The sequence below is a fragment of the Mediterraneibacter sp. HA8405 genome, from assembly GCF_056148955.1.
Window position 1 is genome coordinate 2,132,557 of the sequence record NZ_CM148758.1, and the last position, 21,827, is coordinate 2,154,383.

Annotated in this window: 21 protein-coding genes; all 21 read right to left on the reverse strand. The window is 47.2% G+C overall.

Features of this window, described 5'->3' with window-relative positions; all coding sequences use genetic code 11:
* Positions 1–74 precede the first annotated feature (74 nt).
* Positions 75–1,523, reverse strand: coding sequence for a 4Fe-4S dicluster domain-containing protein (locus tag AC0QUU_RS10035; protein ID WP_474542532.1), 1,449 nt, complete (start codon positions 1,521–1,523; stop codon positions 75–77).
* Positions 1,524–1,742: 219 nt separating this feature from the next.
* The gene (locus AC0QUU_RS10040; protein WP_474542533.1) at positions 1,743–4,124 is read right to left on the reverse strand and encodes a homocysteine S-methyltransferase family protein; all 2,382 of its coding nucleotides are present in this window, start codon (positions 4,122–4,124) and stop codon (positions 1,743–1,745) included.
* 54 nt (positions 4,125–4,178) lie between these two features.
* The gene (locus AC0QUU_RS10045) at positions 4,179–4,820 is read right to left on the reverse strand and encodes a vitamin B12 dependent-methionine synthase activation domain-containing protein (RefSeq protein WP_474542534.1); all 642 of its coding nucleotides are present in this window, start codon (positions 4,818–4,820) and stop codon (positions 4,179–4,181) included.
* Between the two features lie 9 nt (positions 4,821–4,829).
* Positions 4,830–5,699, reverse strand: coding sequence for a methylenetetrahydrofolate reductase [NAD(P)H] (gene metF, locus AC0QUU_RS10050; RefSeq protein ID WP_474542536.1), 870 nt, complete (start codon positions 5,697–5,699; stop codon positions 4,830–4,832).
* Positions 5,700–5,714: 15 nt separating this feature from the next.
* Complete coding sequence (gene glgA, locus AC0QUU_RS10055; RefSeq protein ID WP_474542538.1) at positions 5,715–7,163, reverse strand: glycogen synthase GlgA; 1,449 nt, start codon at positions 7,161–7,163, stop codon at positions 5,715–5,717.
* 123 nt (positions 7,164–7,286) lie between these two features.
* Positions 7,287–8,081: a sporulation transcription factor Spo0A gene (gene spo0A / locus AC0QUU_RS10060; protein ID WP_474542540.1), complete on the reverse strand. Its 795-nt coding sequence runs from the start codon at positions 8,079–8,081 to the stop codon at positions 7,287–7,289.
* A 125-nt stretch (positions 8,082–8,206) separates the two neighbouring features.
* Positions 8,207–9,217 (reverse strand): SpoIVB peptidase, encoded by a 1,011-nt coding sequence (gene spoIVB / locus AC0QUU_RS10065; RefSeq protein WP_474545561.1) that lies wholly within the window; start codon positions 9,215–9,217, stop codon positions 8,207–8,209.
* Between the two features lie 291 nt (positions 9,218–9,508).
* Positions 9,509–11,185 (reverse strand): DNA repair protein RecN, encoded by a 1,677-nt coding sequence (recN, locus tag AC0QUU_RS10070; protein ID WP_474542542.1) that lies wholly within the window; start codon positions 11,183–11,185, stop codon positions 9,509–9,511.
* 9 nt (positions 11,186–11,194) lie between these two features.
* The gene (gene argR, locus AC0QUU_RS10075; protein WP_474542543.1) at positions 11,195–11,653 is read right to left on the reverse strand and encodes an arginine repressor; all 459 of its coding nucleotides are present in this window, start codon (positions 11,651–11,653) and stop codon (positions 11,195–11,197) included.
* Between the two features lie 4 nt (positions 11,654–11,657).
* Positions 11,658–12,491 (reverse strand): NAD(+)/NADH kinase, encoded by an 834-nt coding sequence (locus AC0QUU_RS10080; RefSeq protein ID WP_474542545.1) that lies wholly within the window; start codon positions 12,489–12,491, stop codon positions 11,658–11,660.
* Between the two features lie 18 nt (positions 12,492–12,509).
* The gene (locus AC0QUU_RS10085; RefSeq protein ID WP_474542546.1) at positions 12,510–13,316 is read right to left on the reverse strand and encodes a TlyA family RNA methyltransferase; all 807 of its coding nucleotides are present in this window, start codon (positions 13,314–13,316) and stop codon (positions 12,510–12,512) included.
* A gap of 1 nt (position 13,317) precedes the next feature.
* The gene (gene dxs / locus AC0QUU_RS10090) at positions 13,318–15,192 is read right to left on the reverse strand and encodes a 1-deoxy-D-xylulose-5-phosphate synthase (protein ID WP_474542547.1); all 1,875 of its coding nucleotides are present in this window, start codon (positions 15,190–15,192) and stop codon (positions 13,318–13,320) included.
* A 12-nt stretch (positions 15,193–15,204) separates the two neighbouring features.
* Positions 15,205–16,095 carry a polyprenyl synthetase family protein gene (locus tag AC0QUU_RS10095; protein ID WP_474542548.1) on the reverse strand — a complete coding sequence of 297 codons (891 nt, stop codon included), beginning with the start codon at positions 16,093–16,095 and terminating at the stop codon, positions 15,205–15,207.
* Positions 16,085–16,264, reverse strand: coding sequence for an exodeoxyribonuclease VII small subunit (xseB, locus tag AC0QUU_RS10100; protein WP_474545562.1), 180 nt, complete (start codon positions 16,262–16,264; stop codon positions 16,085–16,087). Before xseB ends, AC0QUU_RS10095 begins: the two co-directional genes overlap by 11 nt.
* Positions 16,265–16,313: 49 nt before the next feature.
* Complete coding sequence (gene xseA / locus AC0QUU_RS10105; protein WP_474542550.1) at positions 16,314–17,540, reverse strand: exodeoxyribonuclease VII large subunit; 1,227 nt, start codon at positions 17,538–17,540, stop codon at positions 16,314–16,316.
* Positions 17,537–17,950, reverse strand: coding sequence for a transcription antitermination factor NusB (gene nusB / locus AC0QUU_RS10110; RefSeq protein ID WP_474542551.1), 414 nt, complete (start codon positions 17,948–17,950; stop codon positions 17,537–17,539). Before nusB ends, xseA begins: the two co-directional genes overlap by 4 nt.
* Positions 17,951–18,075: 125 nt before the next feature.
* The gene (locus tag AC0QUU_RS10115; RefSeq protein WP_474542552.1) at positions 18,076–18,462 is read right to left on the reverse strand and encodes an Asp23/Gls24 family envelope stress response protein; all 387 of its coding nucleotides are present in this window, start codon (positions 18,460–18,462) and stop codon (positions 18,076–18,078) included.
* Between the two features lie 71 nt (positions 18,463–18,533).
* Positions 18,534–20,126, reverse strand: coding sequence for a peptide chain release factor 3 (locus AC0QUU_RS10120; RefSeq protein ID WP_474542553.1), 1,593 nt, complete (start codon positions 20,124–20,126; stop codon positions 18,534–18,536).
* 117 nt (positions 20,127–20,243) lie between these two features.
* Positions 20,244–20,855 (reverse strand): SpoIIIAH-like family protein, encoded by a 612-nt coding sequence (locus AC0QUU_RS10125; RefSeq protein WP_474542555.1) that lies wholly within the window; start codon positions 20,853–20,855, stop codon positions 20,244–20,246.
* A 16-nt stretch (positions 20,856–20,871) separates the two neighbouring features.
* Positions 20,872–21,462 carry a stage III sporulation protein AG gene (locus AC0QUU_RS10130; RefSeq protein WP_474542557.1) on the reverse strand — a complete coding sequence of 197 codons (591 nt, stop codon included), beginning with the start codon at positions 21,460–21,462 and terminating at the stop codon, positions 20,872–20,874.
* Complete coding sequence (locus AC0QUU_RS10135; protein WP_474542558.1) at positions 21,452–21,823, reverse strand: stage III sporulation protein AF; 372 nt, start codon at positions 21,821–21,823, stop codon at positions 21,452–21,454. The genes AC0QUU_RS10130 and AC0QUU_RS10135 overlap by 11 nt, the downstream gene beginning before the upstream one ends.
* Between the last annotated feature and the right edge of the window lie 4 nt (positions 21,824–21,827).

The window sequence follows — 21,827 nt, forward strand, 5'->3', positions numbered from 1 at the left end:
ATCTGTCACATTTTTCTCCATATGCCTGCATCTGACATACATTTCATCTGTACATCTGTTTTTATGTGTATATTTTATCTGTGCATAGAGAAAGAGTCTTCATCATAATTGCTCAGATTCTTGTAAATACCTCTGTCATCTGCCTCTCTAATCAGAGCGTCTCTTGATTTTTTCGCCATCATCTGGTCCTTAAAAGAGCTGGGGCCTCCCACACATCCTCCGTCGCATGCCATGCCTTCGATAAAGTCTTCCGGAAGACGTCCGACTTTCATAAGAAGAAGCGCTTTCTTGCATTCTGCAGCTCCGTTTGCCTTATATACTTTTACATCAATGTCATTTCCGGATTCTTTTAAACTCTCCTGTACGGCCGCCGCAACTCCGCCGGAATTGCCGAATCTCTTTCCGAATACAGAAGCTTCCTGGTATGTATTCTCCACCGGTTCCAGAGCGACACCCTTTGCGCGCATCATGGCGCGAATCTCACTGTATGTCAGAACATAATCTGCATTGCCCTCAATTTTCTGATCTACAACCTCTGATTTCTTCGCGAGACAGGGCCCGATAAATACGGTAACAGCCTCCGGGTCCTTCGCCTTTATCATACGGGAAACAGCGCACATTGGCGAAACTGTTGTAGAAACCGCGTCGCTTAATTCCGGATAATGTTTCCGGACCATATTCACAAAACCGGGGCAGCAGGAAGTCACTTTCTTCTTACCTTCCTGATAAGCCTCGCGCCACTCTTCTGCCTCATATTTTGCAGTCAGGTCTCCGCCCAGGCCCACTTCTACAAACTCCGTGAATCCCAGTTCTTTCATGGCTTTTCTCCAGCTTGCCATAGTAATATCCGGTCCGAACTGTCCTTCTGTAGCAGGCGCCAGCATAGCATAAACAGGTTTTTCTGACTGAATTGCCTTAATCACATCTACAATCCAGGTTTTTGAGCCAATTGCGCCGAACGGACAGCTGTGAATACATTTTCCGCATCGGATACATTTCTCATCGTCAATTACGGAAATGCCGTATTCATCATAAGAAATCGCGTCTACCGGACAGCTGAACTTACACGGTCTTTTCAGATGCGCAATGGCATTGTACGGACAGGCCTCCGCACATTTTCCACATTCTTTACATTTTGACGGATCAATATGTGTACGGGATCGGCCTGGTTCAATTGCTCCGAATTTACATGCGTTGATACACGCCTTTCCGATACAGTTCTGACAGTTTTCTGTTACTGTATAGCTGGAAATCGGACAATCCTCACATGCGGAGCTGATAACCTGAATCACATTTCCGTTATCTTCCACTCCGGGAGCCTTTCCTTCCGCCAGGCGGACGCGCTGACGGATAATCTCTCTCTCCTTATAAATACAGCAGCGGAACTGAGCTGTAGGTCCCGGAATGAGCTTGAACGGAATCTCATCCTTGCGCTCCTCCAGTTCTCCGGCAAAAGCCAGGCGTGCAACTTCTTCCAGAACTGCATGTTTGATTTTGATTACATTTGCATCTGCGTACCTCAAAACTTCTTTCCCTCCATAACTGTATTTTTCAGTGCAGCACAAAACTCTGATGCCTTTTCTTTCCGTCTTTTATGATAACATGAGCCCGAAAATTTTCCTAGTGATTTTCGCTACAATCCTATGTATTATTTACAGAACAATCCCTCTTTCAGATGTTCTTCTTTTCATCCGGTGTTTAAGACACACTGACGGAACAGGCTGCCGCGCAGAAAGTAGGATTCAGAAAATCTGCTGCGCGTAATGTACGGACTGCATTGCATCTTTGCCATAGAAATCCGCGCCGATCATATCTGCATATTCCTGATTCAGAACGGCACCGCCTACCATCACTCTGCACCAGGGTGCTTTTTCTCTGAGCAGGCGGATTGTTTCTTCCATACTCACCACAGTCGTTGTCATCAGAGCGCTTAACCCCACCAGCTGTATTCTCTTTTCTACAACCGTATCTGCCACCGTTTCCGGCGGCACGTCTTTCCCAAGGTCAATAACGTCAAAACTGTAGTTCTCCAGCAGAACCTTCACAATATTTTTGCCAATATCATGTATGTCACCTTTTACCGTTGCCAGTACGATTGTTCCTCTCTTTTCCTGCACCTCTCCGCTGCTGTCCATCCGATCCTTCAAAACAGCGAATGCACTTTTTGCCGCTTCCGCGCTCATAAGAAGCTGAGGCAGAAAGACCGTTCCCTTTTCAAATCCGTCTCCCACACGATTGAGAGCAGGAATTAATTCCGTATTGATAATATCCAGAGGAGCTCCGGTCTCCGCAAGAGACTGAGTGACCATGCGTGCATCATCTTTCAGCCCTTTTTCTATAGCGGTCTGCAAAGAGATGCTGCCTGTCCCTGCCGGAACGGACGTACTTACAGCCGGTGCTGCTGCATACTTTGCGATATACCGCTCACAGTTTTTGTCCAGGTTCATCAGCGCATGAAAGGCGTACCACGCCTTCATCATGTCCTCAGAAGCAGGATTAATGATTCCTGCGCTCAATCCGTTCATCATGGCCATTGTATAAAATGCCGCGTTGACAATCGGACGGCCGGGAAGTCCGAAAGAAATATTTGATACGCCAAGCACTGTACACACACCTGTTTCATCCCGGAGCCTGCGCAGTGTCTCCAGTGTCACCTTTGCTCCTTCCGGCTCTGAACTGATGGTCATGGCAAGAGCATCGATTACAATATCCTTCTTTTTAATTCCATATTTTGCCGCTTCTTTTATAATCTTTTCCGCTATCCTCACACGTCCCTGGGGATCTGCGGGAATTCCGTCTTCATCCAGCGTCAGCCCGATTACAACGCCGCCGTATCTGGCAATCAGCGGAAATACCTGATCCATGGATTCCTGTTTGCCGCTGACGGAATTCACCATTGCCTTCCCATTATAGAGACGCAGGGCGGCTTCCATGGCGTCAGGATCTACTGTGTCAATCTGAAGCGGAAGACTTGTCACACTCTGCAGGCCGCAGACCGCTTCTTTCATCATAGCCGTTTCATCAATATCAGGCAGGCCGACATTTACATCCAGGATATGAGCTCCTCTTTCTTCCTGTTCAATGCCCTCTCTTAAAATATAGTCAATGTCATGTTCTTTTAAAGCCTGCTTAAATCGTTTTTTTCCGGTAGGATTGATACGCTCTCCGATAATTTTGGAGCCGGTTCCCAGAAACACACTGGAGCCATAAGAAGACACCAGGGTTAATTCTTTTTCTTTTACGGGGACTACCGGAATTCCTCTGCAGCTTCTGACCATCTCAGAAATATGCTCCGGCGTTGTGCCGCAGCATCCTCCTACAGCTGCAGCTCCCATTTTTACAATCCGTTTCATCACTCCGGCAAAATCCTCCGGGGACACATCATAGACGGTCTGTCCGTCCCTCTGCTTCGGAAGCCCCGCATTCGGCTTTACAATAACCGGAAGAGAGGTATATTTCAGAAGCTGTTCCAGAACCGGAATCATCTGCTCCGGTCCCATACCGCAGTTTATACCAAGAGCGTCCACCCGCAGACCTTCCAGCAGAGCCACAACAGCAGGTACATCTGCTCCCGTAAGCAGTTTTCCTCTTTCATCAAAAATCGCAGTTGCAAACACAGGAAGAGACGTGTTTTCTTTGGCTGCAAGTACGGCGGCCTTCAGTTCATAGGTATCACTCATTGTCTCAATATGAATCAGATCCGCGCCCGCTTTTTCTCCCAGGATCATGACTTCCCGGAAAGCCTCATATGCCGTCTCAAATTCCAGATCTCCCATGGGTTTTAACAGTTTTCCTGTAGGTCCTACATCCAGGGCCGTCAGGACGCTGTTCTTCCTGCCGCACTGCTCTGCCGCCGCTTTTACATGTCCTGTGGCGGCCTTGATAATTTCCTCCAGAGAGCAGGAATCATCGTGAAATTTAAGTGCATTTGCGCCGAATGTATTGGTCAGGACAATATCGCTGCCCGCTTCCATGTAACGTCTGTGTATCCCGCGGATTTCTTCCGGATGAGTCACATTCCACAGCTCGGGAAGTTCTCCGGGTTCCAGCCCCTTTTCCTGGAGCAGTGTTCCCATTCCGCCGTCAAAAAAAAGCAGTTCTTTTCCAAGTCGTTCTCGTATCATAGTGTATTCCTTATCTATCCTTTCTGCCATGTGCTTCTGTAGTGTTCTGTCAACTTATCTCCGGTAAGGACAGCCCGTACTTCCGCAGGCCTCGCATCCCTGCACGGGGCAGCGTTCTTTTACCGGGCTGACTCCGATTACAGCAGTAACCGATTTTGTAGGAGTCATCATACACCCCTTCGTCATGCTCAGTCCGATCTGCTTTGCGCAGTCCAGCATCCGCATGATCGGCTCCTGATAGCTGATGTCAAAATCTCCGTATCCGGGACTGAAACGGGGCCGTAAATATCCCCCTTCTTTTTCCAGTTCACGGCCGATTTCCTCCTGGCGCTGATCACAGTACTCTTCCAGCAAAGCGGCCGCGCACGCCTGCAGTGCAACGGCTCTGGCCATATCTTTCAGCCCGGTTCGTGTAATCAGTCTGTCTGTACCCGTCCCGAGAGTTGCCCCGAAAAGCACTGCCCTGCGGCAGTTTTTCAGATTTCTTACCAGGCTTCTGCTTTCTATTTTCAGTTTTCCGATCTGAACGGCCCCGTCTCCGAGCTCCTGTAATTCAAAAATGCGGCAGATTGATTTCGGTTCCGCCTCTTTCATAAGCTCCTGAAATGAGCTTTCAACCAGAGCGCGGGTCCCCGCATCTGCCGCACCTTTTTTTATTCCAAGATATCGGATGGCCTCCTGTATCTTTCTTTCCATTTCTGCCACCTAAACCTTAACTATTTCGGAGAGGTTATTCATAATTGCCGCAGCCACATCCGGCCGGTTCATGGTATAAATATGAATGTTCTTCACTCCGTTTGCCAGCAGATCAATAATCTGATCCGTGGCATAGGCAATCCCCGCCTGCTTCATAGCGGAGGGAGACCCTCCGAACCGATCCAGAATTGCCAGAAATCTCCGCGGGAAAACAGTTCCGGAAAGTTCCTTGCTGCGCTTCATCTGGGACGCGCTGGTTATCGGCATGATGCCCGGAAGTACAGGCACCGTAATGCCGGCCTCCCTGATACGGTAGAGAAAATTGTAGTGGATATCATTGTCAAAAAACATCTGCGTAGTCAGAAAGTCCACTCCACTGTCCACTTTCTCTTTCAGATATCGGATATCATCCGCCTTGTGTTCGTTTTCCACGTGTCCTTCCGGATAGCATGCCGCGCCAATACAGAAATCTCCATGCTTTTTTATCTCCTGTACCAGTTCACTGGCGTAACGGAACCGGTTTTTGTCCGGAAATGTCATATTCGCCGGAATATCCCCGCGAAGTGCGAGGATATTCTCAATTCCCAGACTTTTCAGATTTCCGATCACCTCTCTGACTTCCTCCTTTGTGGAAGACGCACAGGTCAGGTGTGCCAGACTTAACACATGAAGTTTATCCTTTATGTGAGATGCGATTTTTGCCGTATTTTTGCTGGTGCCACCGCCGGCTCCATATGTAACGCTTATAAATGCAGGATTGAGTTCTGCCATCTCATCCACTGCTGCAATTACACTGTCGAACCCTTCGTCGGTTTTTGGCGGAAATATTTCAAAGGATATGTGTATTCTGTCTTCTTTCAGTCTGTCTATAATTTTCATGCTGTAAGTGTACTCCTACTCGCCGATCAGGCTTCTGTAAAGATTCTCGTAGTTTGCCGCAGAATTTTTCCATGAGAAATCCTGGCTCATGGCACGCTCTACAATCTTGTTCCAGTCTCTCTTTCTGTCGTAATAAATTCTCTCCGCATAGCGGACTGTATTCAGCATCTCATGGGCATTGTAGTTGCAGAAGCTGAATCCTGTACCGGTCTTTTCATATTCGTTATACGGTTCAACCGTATCTTTAAGACCGCCGGTCTCCCTGACAATAGGAAGCGTTCCGTAACGCAGGCTCATAAGCTGACTCAGGCCGCAGGGCTCAAAAAGAGACGGCATCAGGAAAGCGTCGCAGGATGCATATATTTTGTGAGAAAGTTCATCGGAATAATAAATATTCGCTGATACTCTTCCCGAATACTTCCATGCGAAATGGCGGAACATATTCTCATATTTTACATCACCGGTTCCCAGCACCACAATCTGTACCGCATCCTGACAAAGTTCATCCATCACATAATCCACCAGATCAAATCCTTTCTGATCTGTAAGACGGGACACCATACCGATCAGCATTACATGAGAATCTTTGTTCAGTCCCAGTTCTTCCTGAAGAGCTGTCTTATTCATTGGTTTGTTCTTCCTGAAATTATCAATGCCAAAGTTCCTGGCAATTCTTCGGTCCGTTTCCGGATTCCAGTCGTCATAATCCAGTCCGTTTACAATACCGCACAGATCATTTGCCCTTGCAGACATAAGGCCGTCCAGTCCTTCTCCGTAAAACGGGGTCTTGATTTCTTCTGCGTAACTATTGCTGACGGTCGTCACCTTATCCGCATAAACGATACCTCCCTTTAACAGGTTCGCATCTTTATATGCTTCCATTTTATCCGGTACAAAATAGTAATCCGGAAGTCCGGTAATCGCTTTTACCGTCTTTGTATCCCACACTCCCTGGAATTTCAGATTGTGGATAGTCATAACTGTGGCAATTCCCCTGTAATACTCTCCCAGGTAACGGAAATTGTCCAGATATACCGGAATCAGTCCTGTCTGCCAGTCATGGCAGTGAATCAGATCCGGCCGGAATCCGATAACAGGAAGAATACTCAGAGCTGCCTTTGAGAAAAACGCAAACTTCTCGATATTCCATTTCGGATCCCCGTCATATGGCGCAAAGCCGCTGAAATAATGTTCATTGTCAATGAAATAGAATGTGATATCATTCAGAACCGTCTTGAGCACACCCACGTACTGATTCTGTCCTGCAATATCCATATAAAAATGAGTCACATATTCCAGTTTTTCCTTCCATTCCTGCTTCATGCATGTGTAATTAGGCAGTACAACGCGCACATCATATTTTTCTTTGTCAAATTCTTTGGGAAGTGAACCCACAACATCGGCAAGTCCGCCTGTCTTTATAAAAGGCACACATTCTGAAGACGCAAATAAAATGTTTTTCATATACTATCCTCCGTTTTCTGCATTAATCGCCACCGGGCATTTCACTATTGAACATTATACCTCATTTCAGGCGTATTGGAAAGAATTTTATCGCTTTACCATACTAATTTCTGTCATCTGTCTTCAGATACCGCCTTTTTTCTTGTACTCCAGTTGGATTGTATCTGCAATCAGCGCTATAAACTCTGAATTTGTAGGTTTTCCCTTCCCTGTACTTACTGTATAGCCAAACAGCTCGTCCAGTGTGTCCAGCTTCCCCCGGCTCCAGGCCACCTCAATAGCATGACGGATCGCCCTCTCCACCCTGCTTGAAGTTGTCTGATATTTTTTGGCAACTGTCGGATAAAGAATTTTTGTTATAGCGTTAAGTACATCCATATCCCTTACCGCCATGATTATGGCATCTCTCAGATAATGATACCCTTTAATATGCGCCGGGATTCCAATCTCATGGAGCATATTGGTCACCCGGTTTTCCAGATCTTCTCCTTTTACTGTACCTTCTCTCCCATCCTCTGTTTTCTTTTCATAATTTCGGAACATTTTTCTGACGGATTTTATCCTGTCCAGCAGCACTTCGTTGTTGAACGGCTTCATAACATAGTAATTCGCGCCTTTGTTAAAGGCATCTTCAGTAATCCTTTCCTGGCCAACCGCTGTGATCACGATAAAATATGGACGTTTATTGACAGAATTATCCTGACTTATCTGTTCCATAACCGTTAATCCGTCCATTTTCGGCATAATCAAGTCGAGAAGAACGACGTCCGGCTGTCTGTTTTTGATAATCTGACACATCTCTTCACCATTTTTCGCTTTTCCAACCAGATTCAGTTCTTTATCCATGCCGATAATATTCTCCAGCATATCGAGAATTTTCTGATTATCATCAGCGATGGCCACATTCAAATGCTCCATTCTCTTCTCTCCCTCACGCTTGAGAACCAGCTTTGAAAACGCCACCTGCTTATTATATCCGGACAATTTTGCGGAATCAAGGAGATTTTGTAACACTATTTCGACAATTTATTCGACAAAAAAGACTACTCTGCCTGTTCCAGCATATTTTCTATAAATATACCATATCCCATCGTTGAATCCTGTACAAATACATGGGTCACCGCACCAATCAGTTTTCCGTTCTGGATAATTGGACTTCCGCTCATCCCCTGGATTATCCCTCCTGTTTTCCCGAGCAGTTCCTTATCCGTCACTTTTATGACCAGTCCTTTATTGATTTCTGTCTCAGACATGTCGATATCTGTCACCTGAATATCATATTCCTTAAGCTCGTTGTCGATAAAGCACCGGATCGTGGCATCGCCTTTTACGATTTCTTCTTTTTTTGCAGTTTCTATAGGAATCTGTTCTTCAAACAGATCGCCGATTCTGTCGATTGTTCCATATATCCCTGCGTCTGTATTCTTATCAATAGTGCCCAGAACATTGAAATTATTGTAAATAATAATTCCCTCCATACTTCCCGGATTTCCATCGGAGCCTTTTGTAATATCCTGTATGCTTGTCCTATAGACCGTACCATCAGAAATCGACATCAGAACATTTGTATCAGTATCGTGAATTCCGTGACCTAAAGCGCCAAATCTGCTCTGACCGGTAAGAAATGTTATAGTTCCCAGTCCCTGTACATTATCCCGCACCCAGATGCCCAGTCTGTATTCACCCGCTTCATATTCAACCGGATGAATCTTCACATCCAAAGATTCGCCGTCTCTCCGGACTGTAAGAATCACATTTCCGTCTCCAAACTCTTCCACTGCGTTCAGAAGATCTGCTTTTCCTTCTATATTCCGGTTATTCACGGCTGTAATATAATCTCCGGCCTTCACCAGATTTCGGGCAGGTTCATAAAAATTCCCGTCAGTCCCCTCTACTGTTTCCGTACTCAGTACCATAACGCCGTCAGTCTCCATATAAATTCCTACCGGCATGCCGCCCAGCAGAACAGTGTCCGTATCTGCCCCCGCGGCGTTTACGTTGGCCTGCCGGGGCTGAATTTTTATAAAGCCGGAAAACGAGGCAAGAATCACCATGCAGGCAGCGGACAGCGCGTACAGAAACAACCGCGAAGTCCTCCACTTTGGTCTTTCTTTATGTTTCTGAATCATATAGCAGCATCACATCCTTTTTTCATACTGTCACACATCCTTTCTGCACCGTCTCCAGCCGGCGCGTATTTTTCTCTTTTGCGGCCTGCCCCGGCTAATCCGCCTTTATAAATGCAAAAAACACCGCTGCTTTCGCAGCCAAACCGCAAACAAAAAACGGATACATCTCTGCATCCGTTTCTATTATGTGTGACTGATCGGTATTTCACACTGGTATTATCTTTCCCGCTTTGCCAATTCCTTCATTTCTTCTGCGCTTTCCAGAATTTTTCCCGTTACATTTGCGCCGCCCAGCATACGCGCCAGTTCGCGAACCGACGCTTCATGATCCAGAACAGTAATCCTGGTTTCCACGGTATTTCCATCTGTTTCCTTCTGTATCAGATAATGGCAGTCCGAAACCGCCGCGATCTGGGGAAGATGAGTAATACAGATTATCTGGCGGTTTTCCGCTATAAGACGGAGTTTTTCCCCGACCTTACCCGCTGTTATGCCGGAAATGCCTGTATCAATTTCATCAAAAATCAGAGTCGGCGTGTCTTCCTCTCCGGCAAGCACTGCTTTGATCGCAAGCATTACACGGGATAATTCTCCGCCGGAGGCAATACTCCCAAGAGGCTTTAACGGTTCTCCCGGATTGGTGGCCAGATAAAACTCTGCTTCATCACTTCCGGAAGCGCAGTAATGCCCCAGATCCGAAATTCTAATCTCCAGTCTGGTATCCATAAAATTCAGTTCTGACATCTGCTCCCTGATCTCCCCGGCAAACGTGACGGCAACTTTTTCCCTCGCCTTATGAAGACGGGAGGAAATCTGTCCGGCATGCTTTTCCGCCGCGTCAGCTTCGGTACGTATCCGCTCCAGAAATGAATCATAATCTCTCAGTTCTTCTATTCTTCTCTTTTTTTCTTCACAATATTCCAGAACATCAGGAATCGTTTTTCCATATTTTGCCTTAAGGTGATTCAGCAAATTCAGCCGTTCTTCTGTATCCCGAAATTCTTCCTCTGAAAAATCAAAACTTTTGGCATATTCACACAGCTCCCGGTTAAAATCATTGAGAAGGCTGTCAATTTCCGCGAGTTGTCCGCAGAGCTTTTCTCCCTGGCTGTCAATCTCTGCAACATCCTGCAGAGCGCGGATCCCGCGGCTTAACAAATCGCTTGCATTGCCCCGGGTGTCTTCACCGGTATACCTGTAAGCCTCTGCCACCGCCTCAGTAACTCTCCGGCTCTGGGTCATTCTGTGATACAGCTCTTCCAGATCTTCATCCTCCCCGGGCAGCGGAGCGGCTTCTTCAATCTCCGAAACTTCATATCCGGCAAGATCCAGTTCTCTTGCACGGCTTTCTGTATCCAGCGAGGAAGCATCCCGTTTTTTAACAAGTTCCTGATATTTTTTAAACGCAGCGGCCATCTCTTCTTTCAGAGGATAAATTTCTTCTTTCCCGAACAGATCCAGAAGAGCAAGATGATTCCTGCGCTGAAGAAGATCCTGACTGTCATGCTGACCGTGTATGTCGATCAAAAGACCCGCGGCCTCTTTTAAAGTACCCATATTTACCGTCTCGCCATTGATTCTGCACACACTGCGGCCTTCCATCAGTTTCCGGCTTAATGTAACCGCCCCGTCTTCCGGCTCAATCTCCATTTCTTCAAGCCGCCGTCTTATTTTCTCATTTTCCACAGAAAATGTAAGTTCTACCAGACCGCTCTTAGCCCCGCTGCGAAGAAGATCCGCGCTGTAGCGGCCTCCCAGAGCAAGCTGTACGGATCCGAGCAGAATTGACTTTCCCGCGCCGGTCTCCCCGGTCAGAATATTAAGGCCAGGTCCGAACTCCACTTCTGTCTCATCAATCAACGCAAGATTTTTTACATGCAGATTCTGTAACATATCCGTTCCCTACATTTCTTTTGAAACAATTTTTCGTATCTTTTCCATTACCGCTGTTGTATCCTCTACAGTCCGAATCGCGCACATAATCGTATCGTCTCCCGCAATACAGCCCACAACTTCATTCCAGTTCATAGCGTCAACCGCAGCGGCCACTGCCATCGCCATTCCCGATACGGTCTTTATAACCAGAATATTCTGCGCCATATCCATAGACACATACCCGTCTTTCAGAACGCGAATATATTTTTCGCTCATCCCCCGTTCTTCCTGCTTGTGAATCACATACTTCTGTTTTCCGCCGTTTGTGGAAATTTTCGTCAGCTTCAGGTCTCTGATATCCCTGGAAACTGTTGCCTGGGTAACTTTAAAGCCGGCATTATTCAGATATTCTGCCAGTTCTTCCTGGGTCTCGATATCATATTGACTGATCAGTTCTATGATTTTTGCATGACGACTTACTTTCATCTTCCTAATTTCCTTTCATTTTTTCCCGCATGGTTTTCATGAAACTCTCTTTGCCCAGCTTTATCAGGCGGGCTGTCTGTGCAGCCTTCCGGATCTGGACCCGCTCACCGGTTACCAGAGTCATCTGCTCCGCTCCGTCAAAACAAAGCGATACATGCTCCGTCTTCCCATATCTGCCCTCACAGATTTCGATTTCTATAATATCCTCTTCTGAAAGCACAATACTGCTTGTATTAAGCGCATGAGAACAGATCGGAGTAATCACCATCAGACGGGCCGTCGGCTCCACCACCGGCCCTCCGGCAGAAAGATTGTATCCGGTACTTCCGGTAGGAGTGGAAATAATCACCCCGTCTGCCAGATAGGTATTCAGCAGAGTTCCGTTTACATAAATATGAAACTGAACAATCCGTATTTTTCCCTCTCTCGCAAGAACAATATCATTCAGCGCCAGATCTTTCTCTCCTCCCCGGAAAACACCCTGAATCATCATCCGTTCCTCCACAATCGGATCACACCGGAACAGACGGTCAAGAGCCTGAGGGTAATCCTTCAGCTCCACATCCGTAAGATATCCCACGGTTCCCAGATTAATGCCCAGAAGAGGCAGATTTCTCCTGCCCAGATCCCGGACTGCCCGTATCAGAGTTCCGTCTCCGCCAAGCACAAGTCCACACTCCACATCATCCGGAACTGTATCCGGAATAATATGGCCTTCCGCGTCCTTCCGGCAAAGGACACACCGTTTTCCTCTGCTTTCAATATAAGCCCGTATCTCGTTTGTAATCCGCAGATCTTTATCCTTCAGCATGTTCGTAATGATATAAAAAGAATCCATGTCCCGTCTAACCTCTTATCATTTTGCCAGTTCTTCAAATGCCTTATCTGTTACCGAAGCTGCAGCCTCTTCCATGTCTTTTTCCATACCCTCTGCCCCTTTTTTCAGATGGATCAGATATTCAATATTTCCCTCCGGGCCGCGGATCGGCGAATAATCCAGCTCCATTACGCCAAAGCCGATATTCCGCGCATAGTCCGCCACTTTCATAATTACTTCCCGATGAACCGCCTTGTCTCTTACTACGCCTTTTTTTCCAACTTTTTCTCTTCCCGCTTCAAACTGCGGTTTGATCAGAGCCACAATCTCTCCGTCTTCTTTCAGATAGTTCCGGATCGGTTCCAGCACTTTGGTAAGAGAAATAAAAGAAACGTCAATAGAAGAAAAATCGATTGCCTCTCCGATATCCTCCGGAGTTACATACCTGATATTTGTCTTTTCCATACAGACCACACGTGAATCCTGCCTCAGCTTCCAGTCCAGCTGTCCGCGTCCCACATCAATGGCATAAACCTTACAGGCGCCGTTCTGAAGCATACAGTCGGTAAAACCGCCCGTAGAAGATCCTACATCCGTGCATACTTTATTCTCCACGTTCACATCAAATACCGCAAGTGCTTTTTCCAGCTTCAGACCGCCTCTGCTCACATACGGCAGTGTATGCCCTTTCACTTCGATACTGACCTCCGGAGGAAAAGTTGTGCCGGCCTTGTCTTCCCGCTGTCCGTCCACAAACACATTCCCTGCCATAATTACTGCCTTGGCTTTTTCTCTGGACTCTGCCAGATTTCTTTTTACAAGCAATACATCTAAACGTTCTTTCATATTATCTGTCCTTTATCATCAAATAGTCCGAAACTGCCTGCTTTACAATCGCTTCTTTATCCAGGCCCACTTCTTTCCGAAGAAGTTCTACATTTCCATGTTCCACATAATCATCTGAAATAGCTATATTTCGGACACGGACATTTAATTTTGCCCGGTTTACATATTCCAGCACCTGCTCACCGAATCCGCCTGAAAATACATTTTCTTCGATTGTCACAAACAGGCTGTGGTCTTCCGCCAGATTTTCCAGCATCTGTGTATCCAGCGGTTTTACAAATCTGGCATTTACCAGACTGCAGGCATATCCTGTGTCTTTCAGTTCCATTCTCACCTGCTCTGCAAGCTCAGACATATGCCCTACAAAAATCACGGCAATGTCGCCTTCTTCATACAGGATCTCGCTTTTTCCGAATTCCACGGGAGCGCGGAACTGCCTGAGTCCCTCATACGCGGTTCCCCGGGGATAGCGCAGAGCCACCGGGCCAGGAAATTCAACGGCGAACCTCAGCATATCCGCCATCTCCCAGCGGTTTTTCGGAGACATTATCGTCATATTCGGTATCATAGACAGGTAGGACAGATCAAACACCCCCTGATGTGTTTCCCCGTCGCTTCCCACAAGACCCGCGCGGTCCACTGCAATTACTACCGGAAGATTCTGAAGACAGACGTCATGGATGGTCTGGTCAAAGGCCCTCTGTAAAAAGGAAGAGTAGACGGCAAAGACCGGCTTCATGCCTCCCGCCGCAAGTCCGGCGGCAAAAGTCATGGCATGTTCTTCGGCAATACCCACGTCAAAAAAACGATTCGGAAACATCCGCGCAAATCTGGAAAGTCCGGTTCCGTCCGCCATTGCCGCTGTAATAGCCACTACTTTCTCATCGTGTTTTCCGATATCCGCCAGCACTTTGGAGAACACATCCGTGTAAGAATCTTTTAGCTCTTTATCTTTGGGTTCTCCGCTTTCTATTTCAAAAGGACCCGTGCCATGAAAACGGGCCGGATTCTGCTCCGCAGGTCCATATCCTTTTCCTTTTTTCGTAATCACATGAACGAGGACCGCATGATCCACTCTTCTGGCTTCATGCAGCACCCGGACAAGTCTGCGCACGTCATGTCCGTCTACCGGGCCAAGATAGGTGATCCCCATATCCTCAAAAAACATGCCCGGGACAAAGAGCTGTTTGATGCCGCTTTTCGTCCGTTTTACCTGACTGATAATCCGTTCCCCTCCTTTCGGGAACTTTTTCAGCGTGTCCTCCACTCCTTTTTTCAGCCCGGTATAGGCCTGAGCAGTCCGCAGTCCGTTAAGATACCGGGACATTCCGCCCACATTTTCAGAAATCGACATATTGTTGTCATTCAGTACAATTATAAAATTACTCTTCAGATGGGAGGCATTGTTCAAAGCCTCATAGGCCATTCCTCCCGTCATGGAGCCGTCTCCGATTATAGACACTACACTGTAATTCTCTCCGGACAGTTCCCGGGCCGCGACATACCCCAGGCCGGCGGAAACAGATGTAGAACTGTGTCCTGTATTGAAAGCATCGCAGTCACTCTCGCGCCGTTTCGGAAAACCGCTCATGCCTCTGTATTTCCGCAGAACATCGAATCCGCCTTTTCTCCCGGTCAGGAGTTTATGGGTATAGGACTGATGTCCCACATCCCAGATCAGTTTGTCCTGCGGCAGACTGAACTCAAGATGAAGAGCCATCGTCAGCTCTACTACGCCCAGATTTGAAGCAAGGTGTCCTCCTGTCACACTGAGTTTTTCGATCAGGAACTGCCGGATTTCATCTGCAAGACTGTTCAGCTCTCCCGGACTGAGTTTTTTTATATCATTTTCCTTTTGAATCTTTTCCAGCACCATTAAGAGTCCTCCTTATTTTTCCCTGTATACAAGAGAACGAAGAAGCTGTGCCAGGAAATCATCTTCTGCCTGAATTTTTTCCAGTTCCTCCAATGCTTCTTCTGTCATGCTTTTCACAGCTTTTCTGGACTCTTCCAGGCCCTTCCACACTACATAAGTCATTTTTTCATTCTTCTCATCACTGTGAATCGGTTTACCCAGGGTTTCCGCTGTTCCTGTTACATCCAGAATATCGTCCTGAATCTGAAATGCCAGTCCGATCTTCCGTCCCACCTGTTCCATACAGGTTATTTTCTCTTCATCCGCCCCGGCAAGCACAGCCCCGATCATCACGGATGACTCAATCAGCGCGCTGGTTTTCAGACGGTAAATAAAATCCAGAACTTCTCCGGCCACCTTATGTCCGGATTCTTTTACATCCACGACCTGGCCGCCGATCATGCCGTATATCCCGGCTTTCCCGGCCAGAATCTTCAGCGCCCGGCCGATACGCGCGCTCTGTTCCGGTGCCTGATCAAAGGCCCGGCAAGCTGTTTCAAAGGCATAGTTGAGAAGGGCGTCGCCTGCCAGGATGCCCATGTCTTCTCCATAAACCACATGGGTCGTCTTTCTTCCTCTTCTGTATTCATCATTGTCCATAGCCGGAAGATCATCATGGACAAGAGAATAGGTATGGATCATCTCAATGGCAGCCATAAAAGGACGGATCACATCTCCGGTTCCTCCAAACAGACGGAATGTCTCCATCATCAGCATAGGACGCAGACGTTTCCCCCCTGCCATAAGGCTGTACTCCATGGCTTCCATTATTATTTTCTGATATCCCTCCTTCGGTGGAAGGTATTCTTTTAAGATCTCTTCTATCTGACCCTTTTTTGCCTCATATTCTTCTTTAAAATTCATGTGTCTCTCCATTCTCATCCAGAACCAGCACCTTTTTTTCTACTTCATCAATTGCCTGGCTGCACTGTTTCAGAAGATTCATCCCGCGGCTGTACAGCTCAAATGATTCCTCCAGGGAAACATCCTCCCCTTCCATCCTGCCGATTACTTCTTCAAGCTGTCCGAACATCTGGTCCAGACTTTGTTTTTCTTCTTTTTCCACCAGCAGCGCACCTCCTTTATTCCTCTGCCCCGCTTACCGGATAGTCAAACGCTTCACGGGAAACAACCCGGGCCCGGATGCGGCCATCCGATACATAGGCTGTAATATAATCTTTTTCACTGACCTGGTCAATCCGGGTTACTCCCTGACCGTCAGGTCCCTGCATATACGCATAGCCGCTGCTCAGTCTGGAAAGAGGCGAGAGGATCTTCATTTTCTCCACACACACTTCCAGACGGTGTCTGTCTCTGGTAAGTTTCCGATTCATTTCATTTTTCAGGCGGTTCTCCAGGTCCACGGCATATTGACGCTTTTCATCCAGTTTCTGCCTCGGATGCGCGATACGCAGCCGGGCGGCAGCCCGCTCAGCTTTTATCCTGGCGGCTGTAATTTTCACTGCAGCCGCCTTTTTCATTGCATTTCTGTACACTTCCATCTGCTCTCTGGCAGCCCGGTACTCATACACAGCCAGCTCCGCGGCAGCTGACGGCGTAGGAGCCCGCAGATCTGCCACAAAATCAATAATTGTAGTGTCCGTCTCATGGCCTACCGCGGAAATAACCGGCACGCTGCACTCAAACACTGCCCGCGCCACGCACTCTTCATTAAATGCCCACAGATCTTCCATACTTCCGCCGCCCCGGCCTGCAATTATGACGTCTACACCCTGTTTTTCCAGTGCCTGAATTCCCCGGACAATACTCTGAGCCGCCCCTTCTCCCTGTACAAGAGCAGGATATAAAATCAGCTGCACAAACGGATTTCTCCGCTTTGCAATATTGATAATGTCACGCACAGCGGCTCCCGTGGGAGCCGTCACAATCCCGACTGTCCTTACATAGAGTGGAATGGGCTGCTTATACTCCGGGGCGAACATTCCCATTTCAGCCAGTTCTTTTTTCAGCGCTTCAAACTTTTCGTAAAGAGCGCCGGCGCCGTCACGGACAATTTCCCGGGCATAGAGCTGATATCTGCCGTCTCGTTCATACACACTGATGTAGCCGAGAACGATCACCTGCTGTCCTTCCTGCATACGAAAAGAAAGCCCTGACCTAGAGCCTGCAAACATAATGCAGGCAATCGTGCCGGACTCATCTTTCAGAGAAAAATATATATGCCCTGATGTATGGTATTTACAGTTGGACACCTCGCCCTTCACATAGATCCGGTTCAGCATGAAATCCTGGTTAAACATATTCTTTATATAGGAATTTACCTGCCGTACCGTATAGACGTTTTTCATCCCTGCGACTCCAGTTCTGCCAGTTTTCCAAGTATACCGTTCACAAAAGCCGGGCTTCCGCTTCCGCCGAACTTTCTGGCAAGCTCCACTGCCTCATTGATGGCCACGCCTGTGGGAATATCTTCATCCCATTTCATCTCATATACAGCAAGTCTTAATACTGTAAGATCTGCCTTATTCATACGGGAAGTTTTCCAGCCTTTTGCGTTTTCATTGATAAGCGCGTCAATTTCCGGCACACGGGAAACGACTGCCTCATACTTTTTCTGTATATATTCTTTATCCTTCTCTGCTGCATTCTCCAGCGATTCACAGTATAACCTTATATGTTCCGGCATATCCGCCGCCTCGTTAAATTCTATCTGGAACAGCATTTTAAAGATGTGCTCCCTTTGCTCTGATCTTAGCATTCCGGTTCCTTTCTTCAAAACTTCTTTTTCTACAGCCGGTGTCATGCGGCCTATATAAAAGGGATGTCTTGCGACATCCCTTATTATACTATATGTCCGTGTCCTTTTGCAACGAAAAGGTACGCCTACTGTCCGTTGGCCGGCATCTCCACGCCTGCCACTTTAATGTTGACATCTGCCACTTCCAGACCGGTCATGTTTTCCACCGCGTTCTTTACCTTCTCCTGAACTTTTGCCGATACATCCATAATACTGTAGTTATATTTCAGATTCAGAGAAAGGGAGACTGTTACCACGCCTTCCAGCACGTCCACTTTTACGCCCTTGGACAGATTCTTCATACCCAGTCTGCTGATCAGTTCATTAGTAATGTTTCCGGCCATAGAAGCAACTCCGTCAACTTCTGTTGCCGCCAGTGCCGCAATAATTGCGACCACCTCGTCTGCGATCTTCACTTCACCGAGACTGGCATCACTCTGTATAGAATACGTATTTCTTTCGTCCTTTGCCATATTCAAAACCTCCCGTTTTGTAATCTCTTTTCTCATTATAGCAAAGTTCCTCACATTTGCAAAGGAAAAACTTAAGACCTTCCAAACTCGGAAAGCTTCAGTCCTTCATTCCGCTCTGCCGTCATGCGGATGCTCCACTCATGCGCAAAAAGCAGCAGAGGACGTCCTTTTAAATCTTTGATTTTCTTCATATCTGACGTGCCGCTGAGACGATCCATATCAATTTCTTCATTTTCAATCCAGCGAATATGCTCATAGGGCAGATTTTCCAGAATAATTTCTACATTGTATTCGTTCTTCAGACGGTACTTAAGCACATCAAACTGAAGAACCCCTACAACACCCACAATTATTTCTTCCATACCGGTATTGTATTCCTGGAAAATCTGAATCGCCCCCTCCTGAGCGATCTGATTGATCCCTTTCACGAACTGCTTACGCTTCATGGTGTCTACCTGACGAACCCGCGCAAAATGTTCCGGCGCAAAAGTGGGGATGCCTTCATAGGCAAAATGTTCTTTGGATGTGGTCAGAGTATCTCCTATGGAAAAAATACCAGGATCAAATACACCGATAATATCGCCGCCGCAGGCTTTTTCGATAATCTTTCTCTCACTTGCCATCATCTGCTGAGGCTGGGAAAGCCGCACTTCCTTCTGCCCCTGTACATGATACACGCTCATTCCCGCCTGAAACTCTCCGGAACAGATTCGCATAAACGCGATCCGGTCCCGGTGCGCCTTGTTCATATTTGCCTGAATCTTAAAGACAAACGCAGAGAACTCTTTTTCTTTCATAGGATCAATCTCCCCGTGATCTGACATCCGCGGCAGGGGAGACGTTGTCATGGCAAGAAAATGTTCAAGGAATGTTTCTACTCCGAAGTTGGTCAGCGCTGATCCGAAAAATACCGGAGAAAGCTCGCCTTTATCCACCAGCTCCTGATCAAATTCCGCAGCCGCCCCGTCCAGCAGTTCTATTTCATCCTTCAGATTCACCTTGGCCTCTGTCCCGATCAGCCAGTCAATCTCCGGGTTGTTGATATCCACTTTTTTCACTTCTCCCACTGCGGTACCCTTTTTTGTATCCGAGAAAAGCTCCACTTCCTTCTTCTGTCTGTCGTACACGCCTTTAAATGCTTTTCCCGAACCGATGGGCCAGTTTACAGGGCAGGTCGCAATCCCCAGTTCTTTTTCAATATCGTCCAGAAGATCAAACGTGTCTTTTGCCTCCCGGTCCATTTTATTGATAAATGTGAAAATAGGGATATGTCTCATAACACAGACTTTAAACAGCTTCCGGGTCTGAGCCTCCACACCCTTTGACGCGTCAATTACCATCACTGCAGAATCCGCCGCCATCAGCGTACGGTAAGTATCCTCTGAAAAGTCCTGATGTCCTGGTGTATCCAGAATGTTGATGCAGTATCCTCCGTAATTAAACTGCAGAACAGATGATGTGACGGAAATTCCTCTTTCCTTCTCGATCTCCATCCAGTCGGAAACCGCATGTTTTGCTGTGGCTTTTCCCTTTACGGACCCTGCCTGGTTAATCGCTCCTCCATAGAGCAGGAACTTTTCTGTCAGCGTTGTCTTTCCTGCATCCGGATGAGATATAATGGCAAAAGTCCTTCTTTTCTTTATTTCATTCGTAATATCTGACATAATCCTCTTCTCCTGTTTTTCTGATTTAGAACATGAAAGTGCCGGTGTGCACAGCCGAATTTTTGATTCGCGGCACACCGACGGCATATCCAGTCTATCACAAGAGTGTCTGGATGTCTATTCAGAAATTGGTGTTATCACAATATTTTCCGGAGCAATATCTGTCTTTCTGGTAACGATATCTTCGATCTGAGCCCGGTTGGCATCGGTCAGTTCATCCGCCTTAACTACTACATCCGCCGAATCATTGGTGAGACTGACTACGGCTTCCGAAAAGCCTTTGGAAGCCATCAGGGTCTCTATGGCCGCCTCCTGTTCGGTCATTTCTGTGATCTCCACCAGCTGCGCAACCGCATCCTGTTTTTCAGCGTCGCTCAGATTCGTATTGTCAATAATCGCCTGAAGCGTTTCCTTGTTCTGTGCCCTTACCTGTTCCCTTGTAACTTTTGCCTGAGCAACCGTCGTCTGGGCGCTTCCGTTTGTAAGTACCGCTTCACCGGGAGTTCCCTCAATCTCCGAATCATTGCTTGCGATATCTTCGGTTGATGTCTCTATATCCTCCTGGGATATATCGAGAAGCTCCTGATTTGCCAGATCCGCATTTGCTTCAGTGGTGCTGTCATCTGTCTCCCCGAAAAGCCTGCCGGAGTAATTCAGATACCCGGCAACCGCGATCATAACCGCCAGGGTTGCAATGATAATCTGATTTTTCTTAAACAACCGTTTCAACTGTCCATCCTCCTTTTTATGTATCCGCCCGTTTCATTATTTTTATCTTATGCGCCTCAACGCCAAATAATGCCTGAACCGCCTCCGTAATATTCTGCACCACAACCGCATTGTCTCCGCCGTCTGCTATAACTACAACTCCTTCAATTTCCGGCGTGAGCTCTTTGCTTACATAAGGAGACTGGGAGCCGTCGGAATTTTGTTCATAGATACTCGTTTTATCCGAGGAAATATCATTCAAAGTCCGGGTTCCGCCCTCGCTGTCTTCTTCCTCTGTAGTCTGGCTGGAGCTCTGCTGATCTTTTTCGATAACCTTCTGCGAGCTTGATTTTAGAGTTATCATAACCTCCGCCTTTCCTACCCCCTCAACATACTGAAGCGTCCGGGCGGTTTTTTCTTCCAGATATGCCTCATAGTCGCCGGCATCTGTTATCTTTACATCTGTCTGATTATTCTCGTCTTCTGATCCCTCCCCTCCGTCAGGTACAGGAAGCACGATTACCATCAGCAGGATTCCGACAAGCAGAAGAATAAGAAGCTGGCTTTTTCTGGGGAGCTTTTCCCCTTTCCTTAATCCGGCAACATATGATTTCCACTTACTCTCCAATCCTGATCTCCTCCACTTCTATGCTTCCCTCCTGTCCTTCTTCTCCATCATATGCGCGCTGTCCTCCGGTATATTCCTCCGGAAGAAATTCCAGAAACGACTCATCCTCAAACCACTGCTCTGCTTCTTCAATTGCTTTCCTGTCCAGTTCATATTCATTACTCCGGTAAATATTCTGAAAAACCCCTTCTTTTCCCGTCAGTTTCAGCAGTGGAGTAAACAGAAGCAGAATCAGCACCAGTCCGGAAAAAAAGCGGACATATTTTTCATACTCTTTTCCCGGAATCGCATGCATAATTGCTGATGTTACAATAAGATAAACAGCTATATTCTGAATCCATCCGTAGAGCTCTTCCAGCATATCC

Bases quoted from the DNA above. Each gene is read 5' to 3' on its own strand.
- recN (WP_474542542.1), bottom strand. From the start codon at position 11,185: ATGTTACAGAATCTGCATGTAAAAAATCTTGCGTTGATTGATGAGACA.
- spoIVB (WP_474545561.1), bottom strand. From the start codon at position 9,217: ATGGTGATTCTTGCCTCGTTTTCCGGCTTTATAAAAATTCAGCCCCGG.
- xseB (WP_474545562.1), bottom strand. From the start codon at position 16,264: ATGTTCGGACAGCTTGAAGAAGTAATCGGCAGGATGGAAGGGGAGGAT.
- AC0QUU_RS10040 (WP_474542533.1), bottom strand. From the start codon at position 4,124: ATGATACGAGAACGACTTGGAAAAGAACTGCTTTTTTTTGACGGCGGA.
- metF (WP_474542536.1), bottom strand. From the start codon at position 5,699: ATGAAAATTATAGACAGACTGAAAGAAGACAGAATACACATATCCTTT.
- nusB (WP_474542551.1), bottom strand. From the start codon at position 17,950: ATGCTAAGATCAGAGCAAAGGGAGCACATCTTTAAAATGCTGTTCCAG.
- argR (WP_474542543.1), bottom strand. From the start codon at position 11,653: ATGAAAGTAAGTCGTCATGCAAAAATCATAGAACTGATCAGTCAATAT.
- spo0A (WP_474542540.1), bottom strand. From the start codon at position 8,081: ATGGAGCATTTGAATGTGGCCATCGCTGATGATAATCAGAAAATTCTC.
- glgA (WP_474542538.1), bottom strand. From the start codon at position 7,163: ATGAAAAACATTTTATTTGCGTCTTCAGAATGTGTGCCTTTTATAAAG.
- AC0QUU_RS10045 (WP_474542534.1), bottom strand. From the start codon at position 4,820: ATGGAAAGAAAGATACAGGAGGCCATCCGATATCTTGGAATAAAAAAA.
- AC0QUU_RS10115 (WP_474542552.1), bottom strand. From the start codon at position 18,462: ATGGCAAAGGACGAAAGAAATACGTATTCTATACAGAGTGATGCCAGT.
- AC0QUU_RS10080 (WP_474542545.1), bottom strand. From the start codon at position 12,491: ATGGATTCTTTTTATATCATTACGAACATGCTGAAGGATAAAGATCTG.
- AC0QUU_RS10135 (WP_474542558.1), bottom strand. From the start codon at position 21,823: ATGCTGGAAGAGCTCTACGGATGGATTCAGAATATAGCTGTTTATCTT.
- AC0QUU_RS10085 (WP_474542546.1), bottom strand. From the start codon at position 13,316: ATGAAAGAACGTTTAGATGTATTGCTTGTAAAAAGAAATCTGGCAGAG.
- AC0QUU_RS10120 (WP_474542553.1), bottom strand. From the start codon at position 20,126: ATGTCAGATATTACGAATGAAATAAAGAAAAGAAGGACTTTTGCCATT.
- xseA (WP_474542550.1), bottom strand. From the start codon at position 17,540: ATGAAAAACGTCTATACGGTACGGCAGGTAAATTCCTATATAAAGAAT.
- AC0QUU_RS10095 (WP_474542548.1), bottom strand. From the start codon at position 16,095: ATGAATTTTAAAGAAGAATATGAGGCAAAAAAGGGTCAGATAGAAGAG.
- dxs (WP_474542547.1), bottom strand. From the start codon at position 15,192: ATGGTGCTGGAAAAGATTCAAAAGGAAAATGATATAAAAAAACTCAGT.